At 50.5% G+C, this 20,590-nt stretch carries 21 protein-coding genes; 14 read left to right on the top strand and 7 right to left on the bottom strand.

From position 1 onward, the window contains the following. The first annotated feature begins 236 nt into the window (after positions 1-236). From AC5JLP_RS21845 to AC5JLP_RS21825, 5 genes are all read left to right on the top strand, one after another. Positions 237-875 carry a hypothetical protein gene (locus AC5JLP_RS21845; protein ID WP_496070068.1) on the top strand — a complete coding sequence of 213 codons (639 nt, stop codon included), beginning with the start codon at positions 237-239 and terminating at the stop codon, positions 873-875. Positions 876-918: 43 nt separating this feature from the next. Next, positions 919-1,440 (top strand): hypothetical protein, encoded by a 522-nt coding sequence (locus AC5JLP_RS21840; protein ID WP_496070067.1) that lies wholly within the window; start codon positions 919-921, stop codon positions 1,438-1,440. Between the two features lie 151 nt (positions 1,441-1,591). Continuing rightward, positions 1,592-1,975, top strand: coding sequence for a nuclear transport factor 2 family protein (locus AC5JLP_RS21835; RefSeq protein WP_496070066.1), 384 nt, complete (start codon positions 1,592-1,594; stop codon positions 1,973-1,975). Positions 1,976-2,384: 409 nt separating this feature from the next. After that, positions 2,385-3,659: a pentapeptide repeat-containing protein gene (locus AC5JLP_RS21830; protein ID WP_496070065.1), complete on the top strand. Its 1,275-nt coding sequence runs from the start codon at positions 2,385-2,387 to the stop codon at positions 3,657-3,659. 1,041 nt (positions 3,660-4,700) lie between these two features. Then, positions 4,701-5,234: a tyrosine-type recombinase/integrase gene (locus AC5JLP_RS21825; RefSeq protein WP_496070064.1), complete on the top strand. Its 534-nt coding sequence runs from the start codon at positions 4,701-4,703 to the stop codon at positions 5,232-5,234. A gap of 43 nt (positions 5,235-5,277) precedes the next feature. Here AC5JLP_RS21825 and AC5JLP_RS21820 read toward each other — a convergent pair whose 3' ends face one another. Further along, on the bottom strand, positions 5,278-5,529 hold the full coding sequence (locus AC5JLP_RS21820; RefSeq protein WP_496070063.1) for a hypothetical protein: 252 nt from the start codon (positions 5,527-5,529) through the stop codon (positions 5,278-5,280). A gap of 246 nt (positions 5,530-5,775) precedes the next feature. On the opposite strand from AC5JLP_RS21820, the gene AC5JLP_RS21815 reads away from it, so the two are divergent. Genes AC5JLP_RS21815 through AC5JLP_RS21795 form a run of 5 tightly spaced genes read left to right on the top strand, consistent with a single transcriptional unit; the run spans position 5,776 to position 9,431 of the window. After that, positions 5,776-5,994, top strand: a complete 219-nt coding sequence (locus tag AC5JLP_RS21815) for a transcriptional regulator (protein WP_496070062.1) — start codon at positions 5,776-5,778, stop codon at positions 5,992-5,994. Further along, complete coding sequence (locus tag AC5JLP_RS21810; RefSeq protein WP_496070061.1) at positions 5,991-6,620, top strand: GNAT family N-acetyltransferase; 630 nt, start codon at positions 5,991-5,993, stop codon at positions 6,618-6,620. The genes AC5JLP_RS21815 and AC5JLP_RS21810 overlap by 4 nt, the downstream gene beginning before the upstream one ends. Continuing rightward, entirely contained in the window at positions 6,617-7,588 is a 972-nt protein-coding gene (locus AC5JLP_RS21805; RefSeq protein ID WP_496070060.1) for an ImmA/IrrE family metallo-endopeptidase, read from the top strand. The genes AC5JLP_RS21810 and AC5JLP_RS21805 overlap by 4 nt, the downstream gene beginning before the upstream one ends. Before the next feature lie 4 nt (positions 7,589-7,592). Continuing rightward, positions 7,593-8,225, top strand: a complete 633-nt coding sequence (locus AC5JLP_RS21800) for a hypothetical protein (protein WP_496070059.1) — start codon at positions 7,593-7,595, stop codon at positions 8,223-8,225. 33 nt (positions 8,226-8,258) lie between these two features. Continuing rightward, a complete protein-coding gene (locus AC5JLP_RS21795) occupies positions 8,259-9,431 on the top strand; it encodes a hypothetical protein (protein WP_496070058.1) in 1,173 nt (390 codons plus the stop codon). A gap of 36 nt (positions 9,432-9,467) precedes the next feature. Here the strand turns inward: AC5JLP_RS21795 and AC5JLP_RS21790 are convergent, their stop codons facing one another. From AC5JLP_RS21790 to AC5JLP_RS21775, 4 genes are all read right to left on the bottom strand, one after another. Then, positions 9,468-9,863, bottom strand: coding sequence for an HNH endonuclease (locus AC5JLP_RS21790; protein ID WP_496070057.1), 396 nt, complete (start codon positions 9,861-9,863; stop codon positions 9,468-9,470). Positions 9,864-9,878: 15 nt separating this feature from the next. After that, positions 9,879-11,198 (bottom strand): group II intron reverse transcriptase/maturase, encoded by a 1,320-nt coding sequence (ltrA, locus tag AC5JLP_RS21785; RefSeq protein ID WP_496070056.1) that lies wholly within the window; start codon positions 11,196-11,198, stop codon positions 9,879-9,881. Positions 11,199-12,020: 822 nt separating this feature from the next. Next, entirely contained in the window at positions 12,021-12,305 is a 285-nt protein-coding gene (locus AC5JLP_RS21780; RefSeq protein ID WP_496070055.1) for a hypothetical protein, read from the bottom strand. A 100-nt stretch (positions 12,306-12,405) separates the two neighbouring features. Then, positions 12,406-12,555 (bottom strand): hypothetical protein, encoded by a 150-nt coding sequence (locus AC5JLP_RS21775; RefSeq protein WP_496070054.1) that lies wholly within the window; start codon positions 12,553-12,555, stop codon positions 12,406-12,408. A 40-nt stretch (positions 12,556-12,595) separates the two neighbouring features. Here AC5JLP_RS21775 and AC5JLP_RS21770 point away from each other — a divergent pair, with 40 nt between their 5' ends. Continuing rightward, positions 12,596-13,402 (top strand): Rpn family recombination-promoting nuclease/putative transposase, encoded by an 807-nt coding sequence (locus AC5JLP_RS21770; RefSeq protein WP_496070053.1) that lies wholly within the window; start codon positions 12,596-12,598, stop codon positions 13,400-13,402. 214 nt (positions 13,403-13,616) lie between these two features. Here the strand turns inward: AC5JLP_RS21770 and AC5JLP_RS21765 are convergent, their stop codons facing one another. Next, positions 13,617-13,907, bottom strand: coding sequence for a ribbon-helix-helix domain-containing protein (locus AC5JLP_RS21765; protein ID WP_496070052.1), 291 nt, complete (start codon positions 13,905-13,907; stop codon positions 13,617-13,619). Further along, complete coding sequence (locus AC5JLP_RS21760; RefSeq protein WP_496070051.1) at positions 13,904-14,497, bottom strand: nucleotide-binding protein; 594 nt, start codon at positions 14,495-14,497, stop codon at positions 13,904-13,906. The genes AC5JLP_RS21765 and AC5JLP_RS21760 overlap by 4 nt, the downstream gene beginning before the upstream one ends. A gap of 770 nt (positions 14,498-15,267) precedes the next feature. Between AC5JLP_RS21760 and AC5JLP_RS21755 the strand changes: the two genes are divergently transcribed. The 3 genes from AC5JLP_RS21755 to AC5JLP_RS21745 all read left to right on the top strand — a co-directional run bounded on the left by AC5JLP_RS21755 (position 15,268) and on the right by AC5JLP_RS21745 (position 20,569). After that, complete coding sequence (locus AC5JLP_RS21755) at positions 15,268-15,936, top strand: recombinase family protein (protein ID WP_496070050.1); 669 nt, start codon at positions 15,268-15,270, stop codon at positions 15,934-15,936. A gap of 882 nt (positions 15,937-16,818) precedes the next feature. Then, entirely contained in the window at positions 16,819-18,429 is a 1,611-nt protein-coding gene (locus AC5JLP_RS21750) for an SPFH domain-containing protein (RefSeq protein WP_496070049.1), read from the top strand. Positions 18,430-18,541: 112 nt separating this feature from the next. Then, complete coding sequence (locus AC5JLP_RS21745; RefSeq protein WP_496070048.1) at positions 18,542-20,569, top strand: glycoside hydrolase family protein; 2,028 nt, start codon at positions 18,542-18,544, stop codon at positions 20,567-20,569. The last annotated feature ends 21 nt before the right edge of the window (positions 20,570-20,590 follow it).

Below are 20,590 nucleotides of genomic sequence, written 5' to 3'. Positions count from 1 at the left end.
ATTGAAGTCAACCAGATTCGATCCCTGCTGAATACTGGGGTCTGGTCAAACTAAGCCGAACGGGCACCCATCCGGCTTAGTTTGACCAGAGGCCTAGCAACCCTCCGCTGAAGGCACAGAAGCGCATACATTACAATTAACAGTACAGTTTCAGCCGTCTCTTGACGTTCGCCTCCTTAAAAATGCTGTGATTAAATCCTTGAATTGCAAATCTTCGTTAGTTCGTGAACATAAATATGGAAAATACGCTGTTCAATAGAGCAATGTTTGAGTTTATTCAAGCATTTGAAATTGAGGAGAAATATTCGCGGAACGATGTCCGTAACGCTCTACTTAAAACCCAAAATAGATACTCCCTAAATGACATTTTTGAAGAGGAGCGTTCACGAAATAACGTTGAAAATATTATGTTTCTCCTTACAGGACAAGACAATCAGGAGAAAATCAATATCCCTTACTTATTCGGATCAAGAGATGATTTGAAAACTACTAAAGGGCGTATATTAGAAGGCTTTTATTTGGGTTTACTCTTCTACAATTTCACCTCATATAAAGATGGAATAAGGATATTTCAATGCCTAGGTTCTCTACCTTCTTTAGTTTCAACTGACCGAGGCTATAATAATTCAAGAAAAGGTAATGAGATATTTAAGGTATCTCCTTCTGTAGAATATCGTGGGTCAATCCCTTATTTTGAGTATCTTAGCAACTCTAACCATTTAAGATATATGGGTCTATTTAATGTTAAATCTGTTAAAAATAGTGATTGTGAAGTAGAGCAAGAATTGCAAAATTCAAGTACTAAACTCGATCCCAAACAATATCGAGCTATCTGTTTAGAATATATAGGATCAGCCAATCTAAATGTGAAGTGATACGCTGTCCGCTTGTGGCGGAGACTCTTGATGTGAGATGGATATGTGGGGAGAAACGAGCAAGTACCAACCTTTCCGAGACAGCGATGAGCGTGTCATTGAGGATGAAGAAAGCTATGCTCGAAGGATGAAAGCCGACGTTTTACCTGATTGGCCCAAAGAGGTCTTGATCGAATGGCTACATAGGCATGCAGATTTCATATGGAAATATGTCTATCTCGGATTTGAGACATTCTCTTTTTCTAATGAGCGTTGGCCGCTGGAAAAAATTCCCAGTCGAGAAGCGTTTGACGATGAGGAATTTTGTGATGCCTTCTCGAACGTTGAGGAAAGGGCGAGCGATCCATACGACTGGCTTGCCCAGCATATGCTAGAGCAAGGTACATGGAATACACCTATAATTCTTCTTCAGAATGAGCGGGGGCAGCATACATTTCCTGGCGGCGAACCTCTCAAGCGGCCGTTTCATTTGCTCGAAGGACATCGCCGTTTATCATTTCTTAACGGGTTGCGTAAAATAGGCAAGGCTTTTCCTTACCATGATGTATGGGTTGTAAGGATATAGCTAGAAATCAGGGTCGTAGGTCTCCTTATCGCCGCCGCCCAACAACAGCATGCATCCGACACGTGACACTCTGCCTGTCATCAAACGCATTCTTGGGGTCGGGTGGGGTGCCGGGCGCTCGGCACTGTTCCATCTCCTTCACTGACCTCTTATGCTAGATCAACCTGCACCAAAAATCGAGCTGCTACGCGCCGCCTACGCGGCCTTCAACGCGCGTGACATTGATGCCGCCCTCGCCCTCATGGCTCCCAACGTGGCTTGGGCGAGGGCGTTCAAAGGCGGTTTTGTCCGTGGGACTGAAGCCGTCCGCGCTTACTGGACGGAACAGTGGAGCGAGATCGATCCACACGTCGAGCCGATTGCCTTTCACCCAGAAGATGATGGGCAGGTCTTGGTCGAGGTGCATCAGGTCGTGCGCGATCTGGCCGGAGCCGTGCTTGCTGATGAACACGTTGGTCACCGTTTCACCCTTGAGCATGGTTTGATTCAAGCGATGGAAGTCTGCCCACTTGTATCGTCCGGTCTCGGTGCCTAACCACGCGCTTCAGCGCACAGAAGCTGGCGTTCAGCCCCTTTCTGCACTCCACGCTTGACCTCGCCAACCTCTGTCGCTGAGCTTAGGGCCGTTAATGCTCGTATCTTTGCCGAAAATGCGTTTACTTAGGCAAAGTTTTTCTTCTCTACCCCTTTTCTAATAGGGGATCGAGTAGCAACGGAACAGAAAATTACGCTAAGGCTGAAATGCTTTCCCATTAGTCACTTCAAAAAGTAATCTCCAGTCTCATTGAGACGTACCAGTTAAACTCTAAGTCATCTGGTACAGAAATCTAGAACAGAATATCAGGGGTTTCAGGCTCCTGTTTTTCAGCAGTTTCAACTGGTACACCCCTTAGCGTAACTTTCTGGTCGGATAATACTCAAACCCCGTTTATGCGATCGCAGGCATGATGAAGCCGTGGGATGCTCAGACACAACAGCAGACGGTGGGAATCAGTATGGTGCGACGGCTGATCGGCATAGCACTCCTGGTCGGTGCAGTGCAGTGGGGCAGCACACGACCCCTTCAGGCACAAGAGACCACGAAACCCTCTACTCCTCCCCCTGACAACACATTGGAGTGGGTCAAGGTGGCGATTAGTGGTGCGGGGACACTGGCCACGATCGTCGGTGGTGTCTTTGTGTTCTGGAATGTGCGCCTCACAGCTTCGCGTCTAATCACAGAGCGCTTCTCTAAGGCTGTGGAACAGTTGGGGAGTGACAAGATTGAAGTGCGTCTGGGTGGGATCTATGCCCTGGAACGCATTGCTCAGGACTCCCGGCGTGACCACTGGACGATTATGGAGGTGCTAACGGCGTTTGTGCGGGATAAGTCACCGTTAGAGGCTCCTAAGCCTTCAGTGCCGAAGACCTTTGTGGCAGCAGCGCTAGAGGTGCCTGCGTCAGGAGTGAAGTTCACACCCGTGACGAAGGATGTGCAGGCAGCGTTGACGGTGATTGGCAGACGACGGTACAAGTATGACTCCGAAGGCAAGCGGTTGGACTTAAGCAGGAGTAATCTGAGCGGCTCCTACCTCCGAGGTGCCAACCTCAGTGAAGCCGACCTCAGAGGTGCCAATCTCCGGGGTGCCAATCTCCGGGGTGCCAAGTTCAAAGGTGTCAACCTCTACCGTGCCAACCTCAGAGGTGCCAACCTCTACCGTGCCAACCTTCGAGAAGCCTTCCTCGAAGGTGCCTTCCTCAGTGGTGTCTTCCTCAGTGATGCCTACCTCACCCTTGCCAACCTCATTAAAGCCGACCTCAGGAAAGCCAACCTCACCCTTGCCAACCTCATCAATGCCAACCTCAGCGGTGCCAACCTCACCAATGCCAACCTCACCTTTGCTAACCTCAGCGGTGCCAACCTCACTGGTGCCAACCTTGAAGGTGCCAACCTTGAAGGTGCCAACTTCTACCGTGCCAACCTCAGTGAAGCCGACCTCAGAGCTACAAAACTCGATGGCGCCGTCCTTAAGGGTGCCAAGTTCAAAGGTGTCAACCTCTTTGGTGCCAAAGGCATGACAGACGAGCAACTCAGCCATGCTAACCTCTGCCATACAACCCTTTCTGACAGCACCATCAGCGATCGCGACTGTGCAGCGATGGGCATCACTCCCCCTGACGCACCCACTCTCCCACCTTCCCCACCTGAATCCCCTCCACCCCCTGCCCCTGATGCCTAGCGACGCCTCAGTTTAGGGTACGGAGAAGGGCTGAAACGTCTGTCGAGAGGGCTGCACGGTTACCCTAAAAACCGACTGTCCAGTCACCACCCACAACCAAGATCCCTACCAGAAAGCAAGAGAGACAAAGTATCCCACTAGCAGGGAGTTGTGATGTTTAGGGGTAAAGTGAGACGCGGTTTGATGGGCAGTCCAGCCCCTCTTATGACCCTAAAGGCTGGACTCGACAGCCCTGTCCCACAAACCTAATCCCACCAGTCAGTCATCCCATCAGTCCAGCCCTCCCACAAGAGGTTAGGTCAGGTGATTCACGCTCTGCTCGGTCTGACAGCCCTGCTTGCGACCCGCAAAGTGGGGTACAGCCTAGAGACCTTTGACCGTACTTCAACACCTCTACCCAGTGCTGTGTTCGGTGCAGCGTCGCATCTTTAAGGTGAGGAGCGATCGTGTTGTCAGGCCTACAGACAATCTCGTTCCCCTAAAGACTGCTGGAACAGGACCCAACAACCAGCACAAACCCACTAGAGAGTAGGAGCGCATGTAATGCTCACGGCTCTCGTTGGTTGCCGATCGCTACATTTCCTTGTGTCAGTCACAGTTCCGTTACGCCCCAGTCTTCAGTTCCGCTCTCGCTGTCGAGTGATTCTCAATAAGACGGCTTTTTCTGCAACAGACCGCAATTTTTGAGACCGCTGGCGGTGACCTTTCCCAAAACCTGCGAAAGTATTGGGTTTTGCACTTGCTAAAATACCGAAAGAGCAAGTCTGAACAGGAATTACTTGGATGGCCCAGCGTAAGGAGTGGCAAGAATATCATCTAACCCTTAGAGGCTGGGTCAAAGGTAGTTGTAGAGATGATTTTGGTCACGGGGAAGATATCGAACCCCCATTGGACAGAGTGCTTACCCAGCGGTATGTAGAAACGGTGGATTTTAACCAGATGGGAAAGGGAGTGAAAACTCCTTCTTACAAGTATGGAAATGACGCCGTTGTGGAAGCCTTACTTGCTCAATTTGGTTCATGTCCCGAGGCATTGTAGGGTATGAAAAATAACCGTAATGGACAGGCGGAAGTTTTAACAGAGCAGCAGTTAGAGGAGCTGATGCAGGTCTTGCCGGATAACCATCGCTTGCTCTTTGCCATTTGCTACTACACGTCCTGTCGGGTGAGTGAAGCATTGAAGTTGCAACGATCGGACATCATTCGCGATCGCATCGTGTTCCGTGCTCGAACGACTAAAACGAAGATGACTCGTGATGTAAAAGTCCCCACTAAGCTACAAGCCATCCTGGACCAGGCTGACCTACTCACCACTGGCTATCTCTTCCCTGGAAAGCAGGAAGGACATCTGACCCGGCAAGCAGCAGACCTGGCACTGCGGAAAGCCTGTGATTACCTGGGCATTCGAGGCATATCCACTCACAGCTTCCGCCGTACTGGGCTGACGAAGCTTTATAAGCAGGGAGTGCCCTTGAAGACGCTCCAGGAGCGAACAGGTCATGTTGACCTGGGGAATTTGGCGAAGTATCTGGCGATCGGTAAGGACGAAGTGGATGCAGTGGCGGAATTGCTATGAGAGGGGTTTGAGTATCATCCGAACAGAGAGTACCGTTAAGCTGCTAAACCAGCTCCCAGATGGCCGCTTCCAGCGTGTTCGCTCCAGGTGGTCTGGGTTGTGCATTGATTCGTTGTAAGACGGGGACACCTTGGGGTGAAAGGTTGAACTGTTCTAAAGCTTGGCAAGCCTGGTCTATCTGCCGCGCGGTTGTGGTCAATTGCGTGCGCAAGGCGGCCACAAACTGGTGCGCCTGAGCAGGCAAGCTGAGTTCAGCACAGTACTGCGCGAGTTGTGGTTCACATTTTTGCCACACGAGCAGCAGTCCCGATACTCAGCCTCACTTCGACAGATTCTCTGAAACTCAATCTGGCTAAGGATTTCAGCTCATGTTGCACTTTTTTTCCGTATGTCAGCTCAATCCCCATCAGGGTCAAACCCTCGCTCCATGCTTGTCATACATAAAAAATAATTAAAAAGTAGCTAAATTTACTTGAAATATTGGCTATCTCTTCCTATACTTGATGGGAGGCTACAGATAAATAATGATTCCAGGAAGACGATGACCCCTGATATCAAGAAGACGATGACCCTGAACCTCTCTGAGGCCGAGATGCTGGTTCTTGAGGAGTTGGCCAATAAGAAGGACCTCTCGAAGACAGCGGTGCTCCGGCAGGCGCTACGCCTTTACCAGATGGTTGAGGCACGATTGTCAGCCGGTGAAAAGCTTGTTTTCGAGGATGAGAAGGCCCAGAAGAAAGCGGAGTTGATGGTTCTGTGAGCACCATCCCTGTTCAGATCGTCCGCCGCCAAGATAAGGCGTTGGTGGATGCCGTCCTTCATACCGAGCTAGTACCAACGGTATTGGTCGAAGCCGAGAAGGAATGGGGTCCGATTCGCTTGGACGCTGCCCAGAAGCTCCACGACGCAGGCAAGGGCGGGGAAATTCCGCAGCACTTTCACTGGAATTGGGGGACGAAGAGCCTTGATCTGCGGTTCCTTGCCTACCGGTGCCTCGGCATCAAGTGCGACGGCAAGTGGCAAGGACTGCTGATGGTCAAGCTCACGGGCATGGAGGCTAGGCTCGAGCCTGATAAAGGCAAACCGCTCGTGTACATCGACTACCTGGAGTCGGCTCCCTGGAATCTTCGTGCGATGGTGGACACGCCGCTTTACGGCGGTGTAGGCCCGGTGCTCATGCGGACGGCAGTACAACTGAGTCATGACGAGGGATTTTATGGACGGATCGGACTGCACGCGCTTCACCAAGCAGAGGATTTCTATCGAGACGATTGTGGGATGCACGGTTGCGGACCTGATGCGTCCTATCAAAACCTGCCGTACTACGAGATGACCCGCGAGATTGCGGCGAGCTTTACGTCAAACTTCAACGGGGGGCCGGTATGAAACTGAATATTGATCCAAATTGGCTTCTCCGGATGGCGGAGAAGGAGGACAACAGGATCGTCTCTGTTGGCGGGCTCGTCACGCGAGTGGAAATGAACATGGGCGTGGAGATTCAGCCGGACATGAGACCGTCTGAGTGGAGCCGGATTTTCCCGCTGAAAGCTATGCGGAAGTTTCAGTTCTCGCTGCCGGAGGGCGGGTCCGACGCTGAAGTTCTTCTGAAGTTCTTCGGCGTGCAATCACCCGATGCATGGCGAGCGAAGTGGGGTAACTATGAAGTTGCGTTCCGGCAGACGCAGAAGTTCGACTTTCATAGGGAAGCACTCACAGCGTGGGTCCGAGAGGCGGAAATCACCGCCAGCCAAATTCCGCTTGCGGAATTCGATGAAGCGAAGCTGCGGTCGTCGCTGAACGTATTGCGGCGGTTGACGCGTGAGGATGCCATGCCTGCCCTGGATCAAGCTCAGGTGATCTGCTCGCATTGTGGGGTGGCGCTTGTTCTCGTTGCCGAACTGCCTGGTACGCGGATCAGTGGGTGCTCCCGGTGGCTCACTGACAGCCAGGCGATGGTGGGGCTAACCCCGCGATATAAGTCGGGTGAACAGTTGTGGTTTACCTTCTTCCACGAACTGGGCCACATCCTGTTGCACGGTAACCAGCAGTTGTTCGTGGTGGATAACGCGGCCGATGAGATGGGTGATGAGGTGGTCGATCCTGTCATGGCAAAGTATGAGGAAGAAGCGGATCGGTTCGCAGCCGACATACTCATCCCGCCAGCGGAACTGGCTAAGCTCCCTCTTCACAAGCCGGATGAGTTGACGAGCGAGCTTATTCAGGATTTCGCCGAGTCGATTGAAATCCACCCGGGTATCGTGATCCACCGCCTTCAACACGATAAGGTTCTCGGACACTGGCAGGGCAACACGCTGAAGCAGAAACTGGAGTGGGGTTTCATCCCCGAGGAGTAGCACTATGATTGGGAAGATCTTCGTCACCGGGAGCGGCTGCGACCCGGTAAAGGGCAAGCACATAAAGGACCCATACCTGGGGCCGAAGCCGTCGCTCGGGGCGTGCCGCCCCGATATTCGCAGACAGGTCCAGAAGGGCGACCACGTCTTCGTGGTGTCTGGGAAGGTGCGGGGCTTCTCTCAAGTCGTGCTGGGTGGCTTCGAGGTCGCGGAAAAGATCAGCGCGATCGAGGCATATGAACGGTTTCCGGAGCAGCGTCTGCGGCTGCTCCCCGATGGACAAGTGATCGGGAACGTGATTGTGAACGCCAAGGGCAATCAGCACAGACTGGATCACCACGAGAAGGACACGTTCAACCAGCGGATTGAGAACTACCTCGTCGGTATGAACCCAATCGCGCTCCTGACGCCGGAAGAGATCGACGAGGGACGCTTGTGGACCTTAGAGATCCTCCAGGAGGTATTTGGGAAGCAGGGTAACTCGGTCCGCGAAATCATCGGGCGTCATCACAACATGACGGAAAGGCAGGTTTACAAGCTGCGAACGCTGCTGGATGAAGTGAAGGACTCGGCCGCTCAAACCCGACCGGAGGAGCTGCTTTATGGGTTGGACAGAGCATTTCCCTTGGCGAACTAAGGAACGGAATTGACGGTTCAAGGAACTGATAACATGACATCTCAACTCCAGCCTCCCAAGCAGCTGACGCTTTTTGGTCCAAGCATACCTTCCACACTCGATGTCGCCGGCCCCAACGTGTCGTGCGATGTGATCGCGCTCGAAAAACGTCGCGATGGTGGCACACGTTACTGGTGCCGCGCCCATCGTGCCGACGCCACGGCGAAGGGCGGCACGATGGCAGCCCGGTGTCGCAGGGCAGACACGGTCCCCATCCATGCTGATGAGACCCTGACACTTGATCTAGACAAGTACCTCGGCGGCGTCGCGCTCTGGGGCGCTGTCCCGGCCGTGTACGACACGACGCGGCAGAAGATGGACCGCGGCATTCACGTCCACACCCGGCTGACAATGGAGTCTTCAAAGGACACAGATTGGACGTACCGGGCTGTGCAGCTCGTCGGGCGGGGTCTGCCGGAAGAGGGCATCGTGGTCAGCGAGATCGACTCAATCTACTACATGACCAGCTCAATCTTCGGCTTCCCGATGACCTTCGTCACCTGCACTTACTGCGGCTGGCCGCACCTGGACAAGGATTGGTTCTCCGTACACCCGCACCGCCGGCACTTGTGCGCCGGCTGCGGGAAGTACTTCTACGACCGCATGACTGGAATCGGCAACCCGATAAGCGGAGTCCTTGACGCCCTCGACGTCGGCAAGCATAAAATTGTGCCGGCGGAGAAGACCCTGGATATCAATCAGTCTGAATACCCCGGCGGCATCCAGATTTGGGGGTCGAACCCGGCGTTTCTGTGGACGCAACCCAAGCCCGAGAGAGAGGGAATCCACGTCCATGCTTTTCGGACGGATAGCCAGGTCGAGCCAACTCTTGATGACACGTTTCGAGAGGTCACTATCGATGGCATTCGGCTTGATCCGATCATGGTCCGAGTGCTGATGGCCCAGAACGTTATGCCTTCGCTAGAGAGCCGTGTTCGGTCGATGAACTGTACGAACTGCAGTCATTCCCAATTTGACCTCGGGGAGGCAGCCTACATGCCCTTGCCAAGGCACACCTGCTTGGAATGTGATCAGCAGTTTCCCACCCCAGGTCGGCTGCGGAACGTAGTGGCTAATCCACTTCCAGCCATTCTGGCAGAACTCGCCAAGTTGGCCCCGCGGCCTCCGCAGAAGCATCGGCTCGATTTGCTCCCTGAGACCCTGTAACTTCGCCCTTTTGCGCGAACCTGGGGTCGGGTTAGACTAAGCCGGACGGTCACCCGCCCGACTCGTCTGCAAAACCGGACGTGAAACTTTCGCTTCATCCGGCTCCTCAACCACTGGGTGCTTGTCATGCATACCGGAATGAACTTGGTCGTGGCAATGCTGATGTAGCAGTGTCAGATTGCCCCATTGATGATTTTGGTGCTTGCCGTCCACATGGTGGACTTCCAGCAGGTCATCTGACTTAAAGTACAGTCTGCAATGTGAGCATTTTCCCTGTTGCCGCTTCAGCAGTTTGGCAATCTGTGTGGAGAGTTCTGGGTGTTTGCCCCTGCGGGTGCCCCAGTAACTCCAGTCCCCATCGAAAGGACTGCGACTGCCCTGGACTTTGACATGCCGGACAATGGGAGTTTGAACGTGAGTACGCAGCCGCACCTGGTTCTCTCCCTGCTAGGCAGCAAAGACCCATCCTCCTCCTTGATTGACTAGCCAGTAGCGACTGGCTCGCCATTGTCCGCCCTTGTTAGGATGACGACGATGTGCCCAGGCTCGCAGTTTTTGATAGAGCAAGTAATCCAGCTTGGCGTAAGCCTTCTTACTACACTGTGCCGAGAAGTAAGCCGACCATCCCCGAATGATCGGGTTGAGGTGTTGAATCAAAGCAACTTGTGGGGCTGCTTTGTGGCTTCTAATCACCGTCTGCAATTGCTGAAGGTGTCTCTGCATTGCTGCTTTGCTAGGCTGGATCAGCGTTTTGTAGCCTTTCATTGACTGCCCGGATGTATATTTACTCACTCGGTATTGCCGAATCGAGAAACCCAGGAAATCAAACCCGACCTGCCCATCCACGGCTTCGAGGGTGTGACAGAGGCGAGTTTTACTTGGCTTGAAGGCTAATCCCATCTTTGCCAGCCACTTGCCTAGTAGCTGTTGCGCGTGTTCAATGACCTGCCGTTGCGGATGGATCACCAACAGATCATCGGCATAGCGGATCACCCTTGCCCCTTTGCCATAGCGCTCAAGGTAGGTTTCCATGCCATGCAACGCCACATTCGCCAATAAGGGTGACAAACTTCCGCCTTGTGGCACGCCCTGTGGCGTTTCACTGTACTGGAAGTTGTCCATGACCCCTGCCCGCAGCCACGCTCGGATTTGCCGAGTGACAAACGGACTGGCGTTCAGCTTCTTCAACAAGGGTTTTTGCGCAATCGTGTCGAAACACTTGGCCAGATCGGCATCTAAGATCCATTTCGGTTGATGACAAACCTGGAGGTAGATCGCCATGATTGCATCGTGACAGGAGCGTCCTGGGCGAAAGCCGAACGAGTTTGGCTCGAACTTGGCTTCCCATTGTGCTTCCAACGCTAGTTTGAACAGGGTTTGTCTTGCCCTGTCCTCTAAGGTTGGAATCTGCAACGGTCTGAGTTCTTCGGTGTTACCCGGTTTGGGAATCCAGACCCGACGCGTGGGAGAAGCCTTGCCCCAACCAGACTGAAGACGTTGGGCAAGGGACAACCGTTGAGGCGGTGGAAGCGACTTTAAGCCGTCGATGCCTGCTGTCTTCTTGCCAGCATTATCTTGCGTCACTCGTCGCACTGCCAGAACTCTGGCTGCCCAAGAGCGGATCAGGAGTCGCTGAAGCCTGCGCACTTTTGCTCGTTGACCACGACCAGCGGCTCGGTAGATTTGCTTTTGCAACTTAAAGACCTTCCGCTCCAGCTTGCGCCAGGGGATGGACTTCCATTCATACGTAGTCGTTAACTCGCTCATGACGTGTCCATTGCGACTGACAACTCTACCTTCCCAATGGCTGTGTCTCCGTCAGCATATCCCCTGGCTTTCCCAGAGGCATTGGCTTCTGAGACAATCCCGCCTCCCCGACCCATGCGGCTGACTACCTACTCTGACAGCGACCGTTCAGAGAGCCGTCGGGGAGGTTACTTTGTTCCCATCTTCCGTTTTGCGCTGACTGTAGGCTCCCACTCTCCACCGGGTTTCTTGCTGAGTGCTTGCAGGTCAAGCGTCGTAACTGCCTGCCAGTTAGCCTTTCCCTTTTGGGCAAGCCCCTAAACCCGCGTAGGCTTGTTCACGATGACGATGGTTCAAACGTGGGTTCACTTTCGTTAGCCTTGGTCAGCTCTGCTCGACGGAGTTCTCAGTCGGGTTCTGAGTGACCGCCTTTTAGCCCTGCTTCAAGCGATTGAGGGTCAGTCGCACACTTGAGGGCTACGCTGTTACCCCAGCACTAGGGGAGTTGGAATTGTCCAACCTGGACGCACCACACGAAAGATGAGTTATCAAGGTTCAGAACCCTGACTCCGCTTTATTTCTAGCCCTTTAGGACTCGATTTGAGCGGAAACAAGTCGCACAGACCCATTCGTGTAAAAATGAGCCATTGCCCCGGAGGGGTATAAATCACTATCAGCCTTGCTAGTGAAAGGCTTGATTCGTAGGCTTTGCTAATCGCCTTAAAGGCTTGATTAGTTGCATAACACCGCAGAAGTGCCACCATAGAATCGGCGTTGTGGCGATCGACCGCTACGAAGGAATGGGCGTTTCAGCCGTTGTACTACAACGTAGTTAGGCCGATTTTAGTCCAGCGTTGAAGTACGCCCTGGTGCTGCCTGCCCACGGCTCAAGTTGGTAGCCGTCTCCAACTTTGGGACCAAGCTGGAGGGGCGGGCCGTTTCCGTTGGTGTGGCCACTGACGGCAAGGAGGCTATGAGTGTTCTTTGGGGTGGCTGAGCCGTGCGCTGTAGTCTTGTCTGCGCTTGCTCTGCCTGCCGTTTGGCGACAATCTCCCGTTTTAACTGATAGAGCAGTCGGGCATGTTGCTCCCGCTCTGTGTGTGTCCAGTCACGCTCAAACTCACTCATCTGCCGACTCTCTACTGGTTCTCACAACTGTACTATCGCGTCGCTCGCTTGCCAATGTCTGAACGTTGCTAGAGTCGCTTGGCTGTGTGCGATCGCTGTTTCACATCAGACCCGTAGTAGAGAGTGCTTCAGCGGTGACGTGAAACAGAGTGGCTGAAAATGTCTTTTTCTCTAGTTGTGTCTTCTGCTGTAACCTGTGTTGAGCGATCACGCTCCGATGGCGACGGCTCCAGCGCGCTTGGTCACGCACCGCTTACAATCAGACTGCTGTGCCAAGACCGGAACCACTTGTGAAGACGGATACGTTGTTCTACCGTTTATTTAAGGATCGCCCTGACTTAGTATTTCAACTCCTTGGCGAGACCACTCCCCCTGCAGGCACTTATGCGTTTGGCTCTCAGGAGGTGAAGCAGCTGGCCTTCCGGATTGATGGCGTGCTCACCCCCTCACCGGATGCCGTGGACTTGCCCCTCGTCTTTGTGGAGGTGCAGGGCTATCGTGATCAGAAAAAGATTCTCTATCACAGCTTCTTTGCTGAAATCTTTCTGTACTTGCGTGATTACCAACCGGTGCAAGACTGGCTAGGTATTCTGATCTTTACCCAGCGTAACCTTGACCCACAGTTACCCCTTCACTTTCAAGACTATGCCAGTAGTGCTCGCTTCCAGCGCGTCTACTTAGATCAGTTACCAGCTAACCTGACTGAGCAATCGTTGGAGCTGCGTGTACTGCAACTCATTGGTTTGGATGATGCTGTGGCTCCAGAGCGTGCAAGACAACTGGTTGAGCGAGCCAGGGATGAGGTTACGGATGGCGCAGAGCGTGAGCGCGTCGTAGAATTGGTGTTAGCGACACTGGTGTATAAGTTTCCAACCCTTGAGCGGGAGGCAATCAGGCAAATGCTGGGATTAGACGAACTGAAGCAGACCCGGTTCTATCAAGAGGTCAAGGAAGAGGGCGTTGAAGAAGTTCTTGCCCGTGCGGTTCCTAGCTTTTTGAGGCTTGGTTTGAGTGCCGAACAAATTGCTGAGGAGTTGGGCGTGGAGGTCGAAACGATCGCGCGCATTACCCGGCAACAGCAATCGCAGCAGAACTAAGTTCTGAATGAAGTTTCCTACGCCATCAATAGCAGGTGTATTCTCAGGCTTCCTCTGAGGACTTTCTCTGGAAGGAGTTCATGACTGGTATTGTTTGGGCTAATCTTCGAGAGCTTTGAGTAGGCATTGGCACGTAAGACACAGCCTCTACTTCAGAAGCAGTGGAAGCATGACGCAAACATCTAAACATCTAAGCTTCCAGATGTCTAGATGTTTAAGTATCTAGCCTTGAGTCTAACCACAGCTCTAGCAGTTCTTCCATGATCGCGCTCATTTCCTTCCCTTCAGTTGCTGCCGCTGCTTTTAGGCGTCGATGCATAGCTTTCGGCAGGTAAATCGTCGTCCGCTGATAGTTAGGGTCTTTGCTCTTAGATGTCTGGATGTCCAGATGTTCAGTTGTATTAGATGTTTGAGTGTCTGAACGTTCAGATGTTTCTGCTGCCTGCCCGGACCGGACAGCGCCAAAAAGGTTGTCAAAGCGGCTCCCTTCTTTCTTGGTGCTCATGGCATAATCTCCCTACCCACTTCGAGGTAGCATCGCCATGCAATACCAGCATAGGAATCGCCTTTCACCTCATTCACAGGCACCCCTTCAAGTGCCGCCTTCTGAAAGACTGCCAACCGTCGAATACCTGTTTTGAAGAGGGGCAATCCTGCACTCTCCAGCGATGATCGCGCTTCCTCCCCCACCTTGCTGGGCGCTGGCGGAATTAGAGTCAGCAAGATGCGATAGTCAGCGTCCAAACCTTGCAGTGCGTCGACCATTTGCAGCATTGCCCCCATTGCCAGCGCGTCAGGGGATGTAGGGAGAATTAGCAAATCCGTCCCCGATGCCAGTGTTTTCAGATCGTCCGGTGCAGGTCTAGCAGGGGTATCAACCACAATATGCTCGTAATTGCGGGCAAACTTAACGGCAGCCTTCTCGTCAACCACCTTAAAAGGCAGGTTCCCAGCGCTTGCCCATTGCAAGGCAGAACGGTTTAAGTCGCCGTCAACCAGCAGTGTGGGTGCTCTCATTTGGCAAAACGCTGCTAGGTGCAAAGCAGTTGTACTTTTGCCCACACCACCCTTAAAGGATGCGATCGTGATAATCATTGGTCAGTTTCATGAGGCTTGACGGTAGTTTACCGCCTAAAGCATTTAGAAGCTTAAGCATCTGGATGTCTGAATGTTTAGAAACTTGAATGTTTGAATGTTCAGATGTCTGAACGTTTTCCATGCCTACAGAACGCCTTTTCCTGCCTCTCTTATCGGATATCAGAAGCGTAGTTAGAAATAAGCGGGCTCACTTAGTCCTAACTTAAATGTCCAGATGTTCAGATGTCTAGACTCTTAAAGTAGTGGGTTAAGTCGTCCAGGTCGTTCAAGGTAAGGAGTAAGAGGTCCCACGTGCCCTCAATCAAGAAACTAGATGCTTGAATGTCCAGACATTTAGATGTTCAATTGCTGACTCATAAGTAAACCTGAGCAGCACAAGTGCTCACTTAGGGGTTGAGTTAAACGCAACCCCTAAATAGAAAAATAGGTCGGGGATGTCTTGAACCATGCAGCGCAATCCCTGAGTGATAGAGTCAAAGCCATGCTGCCGCAAGAGATTGAGCACCATCGTACGCACAATAGCGAAATTAGTGAGAGCATGACCATCGCACAAAGGAGCTTGGTCTTCTTGGCGGACAACATCTTGGGGTTCTTTGCTCGGCGCACATGCAAAGAACCCCCTCATACAGCGATTGTACGGTATAACACCTCCTAAAACTGCCTCTAAATCCTTCTGGATAATGATTCAAGCTTAACGCGCCGATAGATTATTGTAATAATCTATCGGCGCGTTAAGCTTAAGAAGCCATCACAGATAGGCTTTGAACATGAAATTAGTTGGTTATATTCGTGTCAGCAGTGAATCGCAAGCCGATAACACCTCGCTGTCGGAACAACGGCGACGGATTGCCGCCTATTGTGAAGCCTTTGGTCACGAACTCGTCCAAGTCTTTCAGGAAGTCGGCAGCGGCAAAAACGCGGAACATCGTCCTCAGTTCCAAGTGGCTCTGGAACTGGTCAGGACTCAGGCAGACGGGATTATTGCTTTGAAGCTCGATCGTATTGCCCGGAATACCCGTGATGTGCTGGCACTCGTCGAGGACACCTTACAACCCCATAACAAAGCGCTGGTACTGCTTGACCTGCAGGTTGATACTTCCACCCCCACCGGCCGCATGATCCTCACTGTCATGGCAGCCGTCGCCACACTGGAACGTGATGTCATCAACGAGCGTACCCAAGGGGGGCGGAAGGCGAAGGCAGAACAGGGCGGCTATGCCTATGGTGCGCCTAAGCTCGGTCAAAGGGCCGTCGCCAAAGCCCTAGTGGTTGACGCTGCTGAGACAGCAGTCATTGCCCTGATGAAAAAACATCGTCGCTCCGGCAAGTCTTTCAGCGCGATCGCGGCTTGGTTGAACGTCCAAAATATTCCCACTAAAAGAGGAAAGATTTGGCATCATACAACTGTAAAGAATGCTCTGGCTGCTTCTGTTTGAGCCAGTATGAGGGTAGGGCAGTGATGTCCTACTCGACTGCATCTCAATGCCTTTTGAATTCAGTGTCTCAGCCATTTCACTGAGCTACCGTAACGGGGCTTCGATAAGAGTTCACTTGCGTTACCTCGTCCGGTCTCCCCCTATCCCGGATGCTTCGTTCGGCTAGATGTATCCTCAGGCATTCCCCGTTAGCTCTGAAACCCTGCTGTTATCAGCAACGCTACTTTGGGTGGGGATAGAGTTAGGCACAACTCTAGAGGAGTGGGCTCCTCACTTACTCACCGTGACTTCGTGTCACACTTCGCCAACGGTATTCGCTCCTCATTTTACCCCGATCTGCTCTCCACCAAATGGTAGGAGCTGATCTGACCCAGATCAAAAAACTCAACGTTCTCAGTGTCCAGAGCATCATTTCAGAGATTCGATACTGACTATTAGCAAGTTGCCATTTTGTAAACAATTGTTAGAGAGAATCAATATAATTCCTGTGCAAGGAGTTATATTGATGCTTAAAATATAATCCCTAAGAAATATAATCCTTGAAAAGTACTTTCTATAGGGACGGGGTTTGAGTATCATCCGACCAGAAAGTCACGTTAAGAGATGTACCAGTTGAACCTGCTGAAAAACAAGAGCTTGAAACCCCTGCTATCTCGTTCCAGATTTCTGTACCAATTAGCCTAAGGGCTAATTGGTACGTCTCAGTGAGACTGAAAATTGCTTTTTGAAATGCCTTCTCAATAGCTGTTTCAGCCTTAACGTTGTTTTCTATTCTGGTGCTACTCACCCCCCGGGACCGCGCCTTTAACGAAGCCTATAAAGCGCAGGATTTCAGCCGTTTTCTCCTTTATTATCCGATAAAGTTATACAGCCTAAAGAGCAATGATAACGAAAACTAATCAATCAGTGCCTTTTATCGTAGCTCAGTCTAGTGCCACTCCTTCTGTATCGTCCCCACAGAAAATTCCCACAAATTTCCCATTATGGCCAGTTGCATTGACTGCGGTGGTCACTGTAGCGGTCACTTTGTGTGTGGTTAAACTCTTGCCTAAAAACATCCAGTTCACAAAAGCAAAAAACCGGGTCATGAAAGCTTTTAATGAATTGTATTCAGTAGAACCAGCCCAAGAATTTGCTATTAACATAGAAGTCTCTAATATTCGTACTCTGGATAATCTGCGAGCTACTGTGCAAGCAACTGTTTATGTCTGTATTGAAGATGTACAAAAAGCTATGAATTTTTTGTATGAAGGAAATCGCATTTCAGCAGTAGCAGTTGATAAAGCAGTAAGAAAACGTGCGGAGTCTGTGATTCGGGGATTGACTAGTAAAATAAATACACTAGATGAACTCCAAAAAAGCCGAGGAACTATTATTCTTCAAGCTAACCGTTCTCAACAAGATAATGAAGGAAATCCATCAGGGGAAACTTCAGCAATAAATATTGGTGCTCAAGCTAAAGAGCTACTAAAAGAAGATTTGTCGAATCTAGGCTTGAAGATTACAGGTCTTGTTATCGGTGAGATTGATGAAACCTCTGACTATACAGCCACTAACTACTTTGATGCTCAAGCAATTCAGCATCGAACAGATGTCATACAAAATGCAATTCTTGAGACTCGCAAAAAAGAACTAGATACAGAAGAGAAAATACACAAGCGTGAATTAGATGCAGAAAAACAAATGCAGGAATATAAGTTAGGTATCGGTCGTGATATACGAGAAAAAGAGTGGGAGATAAGTAGTTCTATAGAAGAAATAGAGGTCAACCGCCAACTGAAACATCTTGGCAGGCTAAAAAAACTTGAAGAATTTGAAAAAGGGAAGATTGATCATGAGCTAAATATTGAACTACATAAAGATAAACAACAAAAGAAATTGCAAGATGAGATCGAAACTTCTAAATTCAGTACTAGAGAATTTATTGAAACTACCGAGCTGCGGATTAAAGAAACGGTAGAGTCCTTGAGAAGTAAAGTCCATAAAGCACTAGAAATCGAAGAAATTGAAGTTGCAATCTCGATTATTCAGGCAGAACAAAAAAGACTAGATCATGAAATTGATCGTGCCAAAAAAGCAGAAGAGCTTACGACAGAGATTGAACAAGCCAAATCCAACCGTGAAAAGTTAAAAACGGAAATAGCTGCTGATGCCGTCGAGAATGAAGCCAAAATTATCGAACGCTTAGCCAAAGCAGATGGTACTCGCCACAATCTGATCCCAGCTACAGATGCTGATCGAATAGTACATTTGATCCAAGAAATGCTCCCTGAATTACCCAAATTCGTTGAAATTGCCCAAGCATTAGCCCCCAAAGCCGGAGTTTTGGGAGACTCCAATATCTATACTTTTCAAAACGGCAATGGAGAGGATATCAGCAAGCTGATGCTTTCTACGAGTAGTCTGTTACTTATTCAATCCTTACTTGATGGGAAGCTAGGACATTTACTGCTTGAGCTGCTTCACTCATTGAAAAATGATAGCAAGAGCTAAGAAAATGATCGTTCTAAAGTGTAGATTTCTTGATACGAGAATTTTACCAACAGTTCGTGGCCAAGGTTGAAGTGAACTATCTAGCAAGCGTAGCGTGTATTTTGAGGTGGAAATGGCATTATTAGACGATCTGGTAAGAATTGGTGCTCCACTACTAGGATCAGTTATAGGTGGACCTGCTACACTTGCCGCTGCGCCAATAAGCTTGATCCTCCATGCCTTGAACCTTCCGAATAATTCATCGCCGCAAGACATCACCAAGGAAATCCAGGCAAATCCGGATGCAGCCTTAAAACTCAGGGAGTTGGAGGTTAATTATCACCAATACCTTGCCAGCGTCAGGCTGCAGATGGATCAAGCCGAATATGCCGACAGAGCCAGTGCTCGATCCCGCGAGGTAGAAATTACCAAAGCGACGGGCAAGAAGGATTGGTACCCTTCTGTCCTTGGTACGTTCGTCATTTTAGCTTTCACAGTGTTACTTAGCGCGCTGATATTTCACCCTCCCAAGCTGATTGGCAAAGACGACGCGAACTACGCGAGCTACCAGACTCAGCAGAGCCTTATCAACATACTGATTGGTGCTCTGACAGCAGGGTTTAGTACTGTACTCGGTTACTATTTTGGTTCGTCAGCCGGTAGTCGCAATAAAGACGACACTATTGCTAGTCTTTCTTCCGATCTGCCTGAACCTCCAAGCGCTTCACCACCGCCAGCTATACCGCCTCTGCTGATTCCCATCCTTCCACAACCAGATCAACCAAATGGGACAGTGTCTTTGAATGGCTCGGACCTAGGAGTTGTTCAACCAGCTTCACGCACTCCAACTGATCCCATTGCCGATCCATCTAACGTTGCCCCATCAGTAGGCTTGTCTCCTGCCGTGAAAAATGGCTCAGGGCGGGCTTCCATTAACCAGTTGCCAGGGGTTTCTAGCATTCCCTCAACAATCACAGGAACCCTTAAACCAAGAGATCCTAATCTTTCTCCTCAAGCTCAAACTATAATACCACCGCAAGCAGTTAAGCTCATTCAAGAATTTGAAGGTTGTGAGCTATCCGCTTATCCAGATCCAAAAAGCGGCAACGAGCCCTGGACAATTGGTTGGGGCACTACAATATATCCTGATGGAAGAAAAGTTAGAAGAGGTGAGCGCATTACGCAAGCGCAAGCTGATGAATACTTGAATACTGATCTTAAGAAGAACTATTGGAATATCATCAAAAAAGCAATCCCTTACTGGGATGAGATGCATGATGATATGCGCTCCGCCCTATGCAGTTTTGCCTATAACCTAGGTGCACATTTTTACGGTGATGAAACTGACTTTCATACAATTACAACTTGCCTAAAAGAGAGGCGATGGCATGATGTACCCAACGCACTCATGCTGTATGTCAATCCTGGCTCTAATGTAACAGAAGGCTTGAGGAGGAGACGCCGTAGAGAATGTGATTTTTGGCAGCAAGGTCTGCGTAAATTAGGAGTCCCATCACCAGCTTTACATGTCGAAGCGGTTAAGGAAATCCTAAAATACCCACAAAAGCCGAAGCCTACTAGCAAAGAATTCAAACTCGATGTGCCGTTTAACGACCAGAACGACAACAGCGGCTCAAAGGGTCAAGGAGCGGGTTCGCGGCAGTGTAATTTAACCTCAGCGGCGATGTTGGCAAAGTATCTCAAGCCAAGTCTCTGGGGAGAATATAGCGATTTTGCAAATGGAATGCAGGATGTATTAAGAAAAACTGGAGGCGACACGACTGATTCTGGTGCAATCACTAGAGCGTTAAGATCAATCGGGATTGAGAGCTATTTCTCTACAACCATTAGCCTAGACGAGTTAGACAATTCTTTGTACAACGGCATCCCAATGCAAGTGGGAACCAAATATAAAATTGACGGACACTTCATCATCATTATAGGTCGTGACCCAAAAGGGTATGTTTGCCATAACCCTTTTGGTAGTCGTGCCGGTACTTCTGACGAGTGGATTACTATTGGTGACGGATCTGGAGCTAACGAATACCTTACCATTAACTGGATGAAAACGTGCTTTGTCGATATGGGACCTGATGCTGGTTGGGCCAGGGTTGTGACCGGAGTCGACGGCATTCCTACAGGCTTAAAATCCGGAATGTAAAACATACGGTAGTGTTTCAAA

The sequence above is a fragment of the Stenomitos rutilans genome (assembly GCF_059505485.1).
Note: the sequence above shows the minus strand (reverse complement) of the source record. Positions and strands in the feature narration are given on the sequence as shown.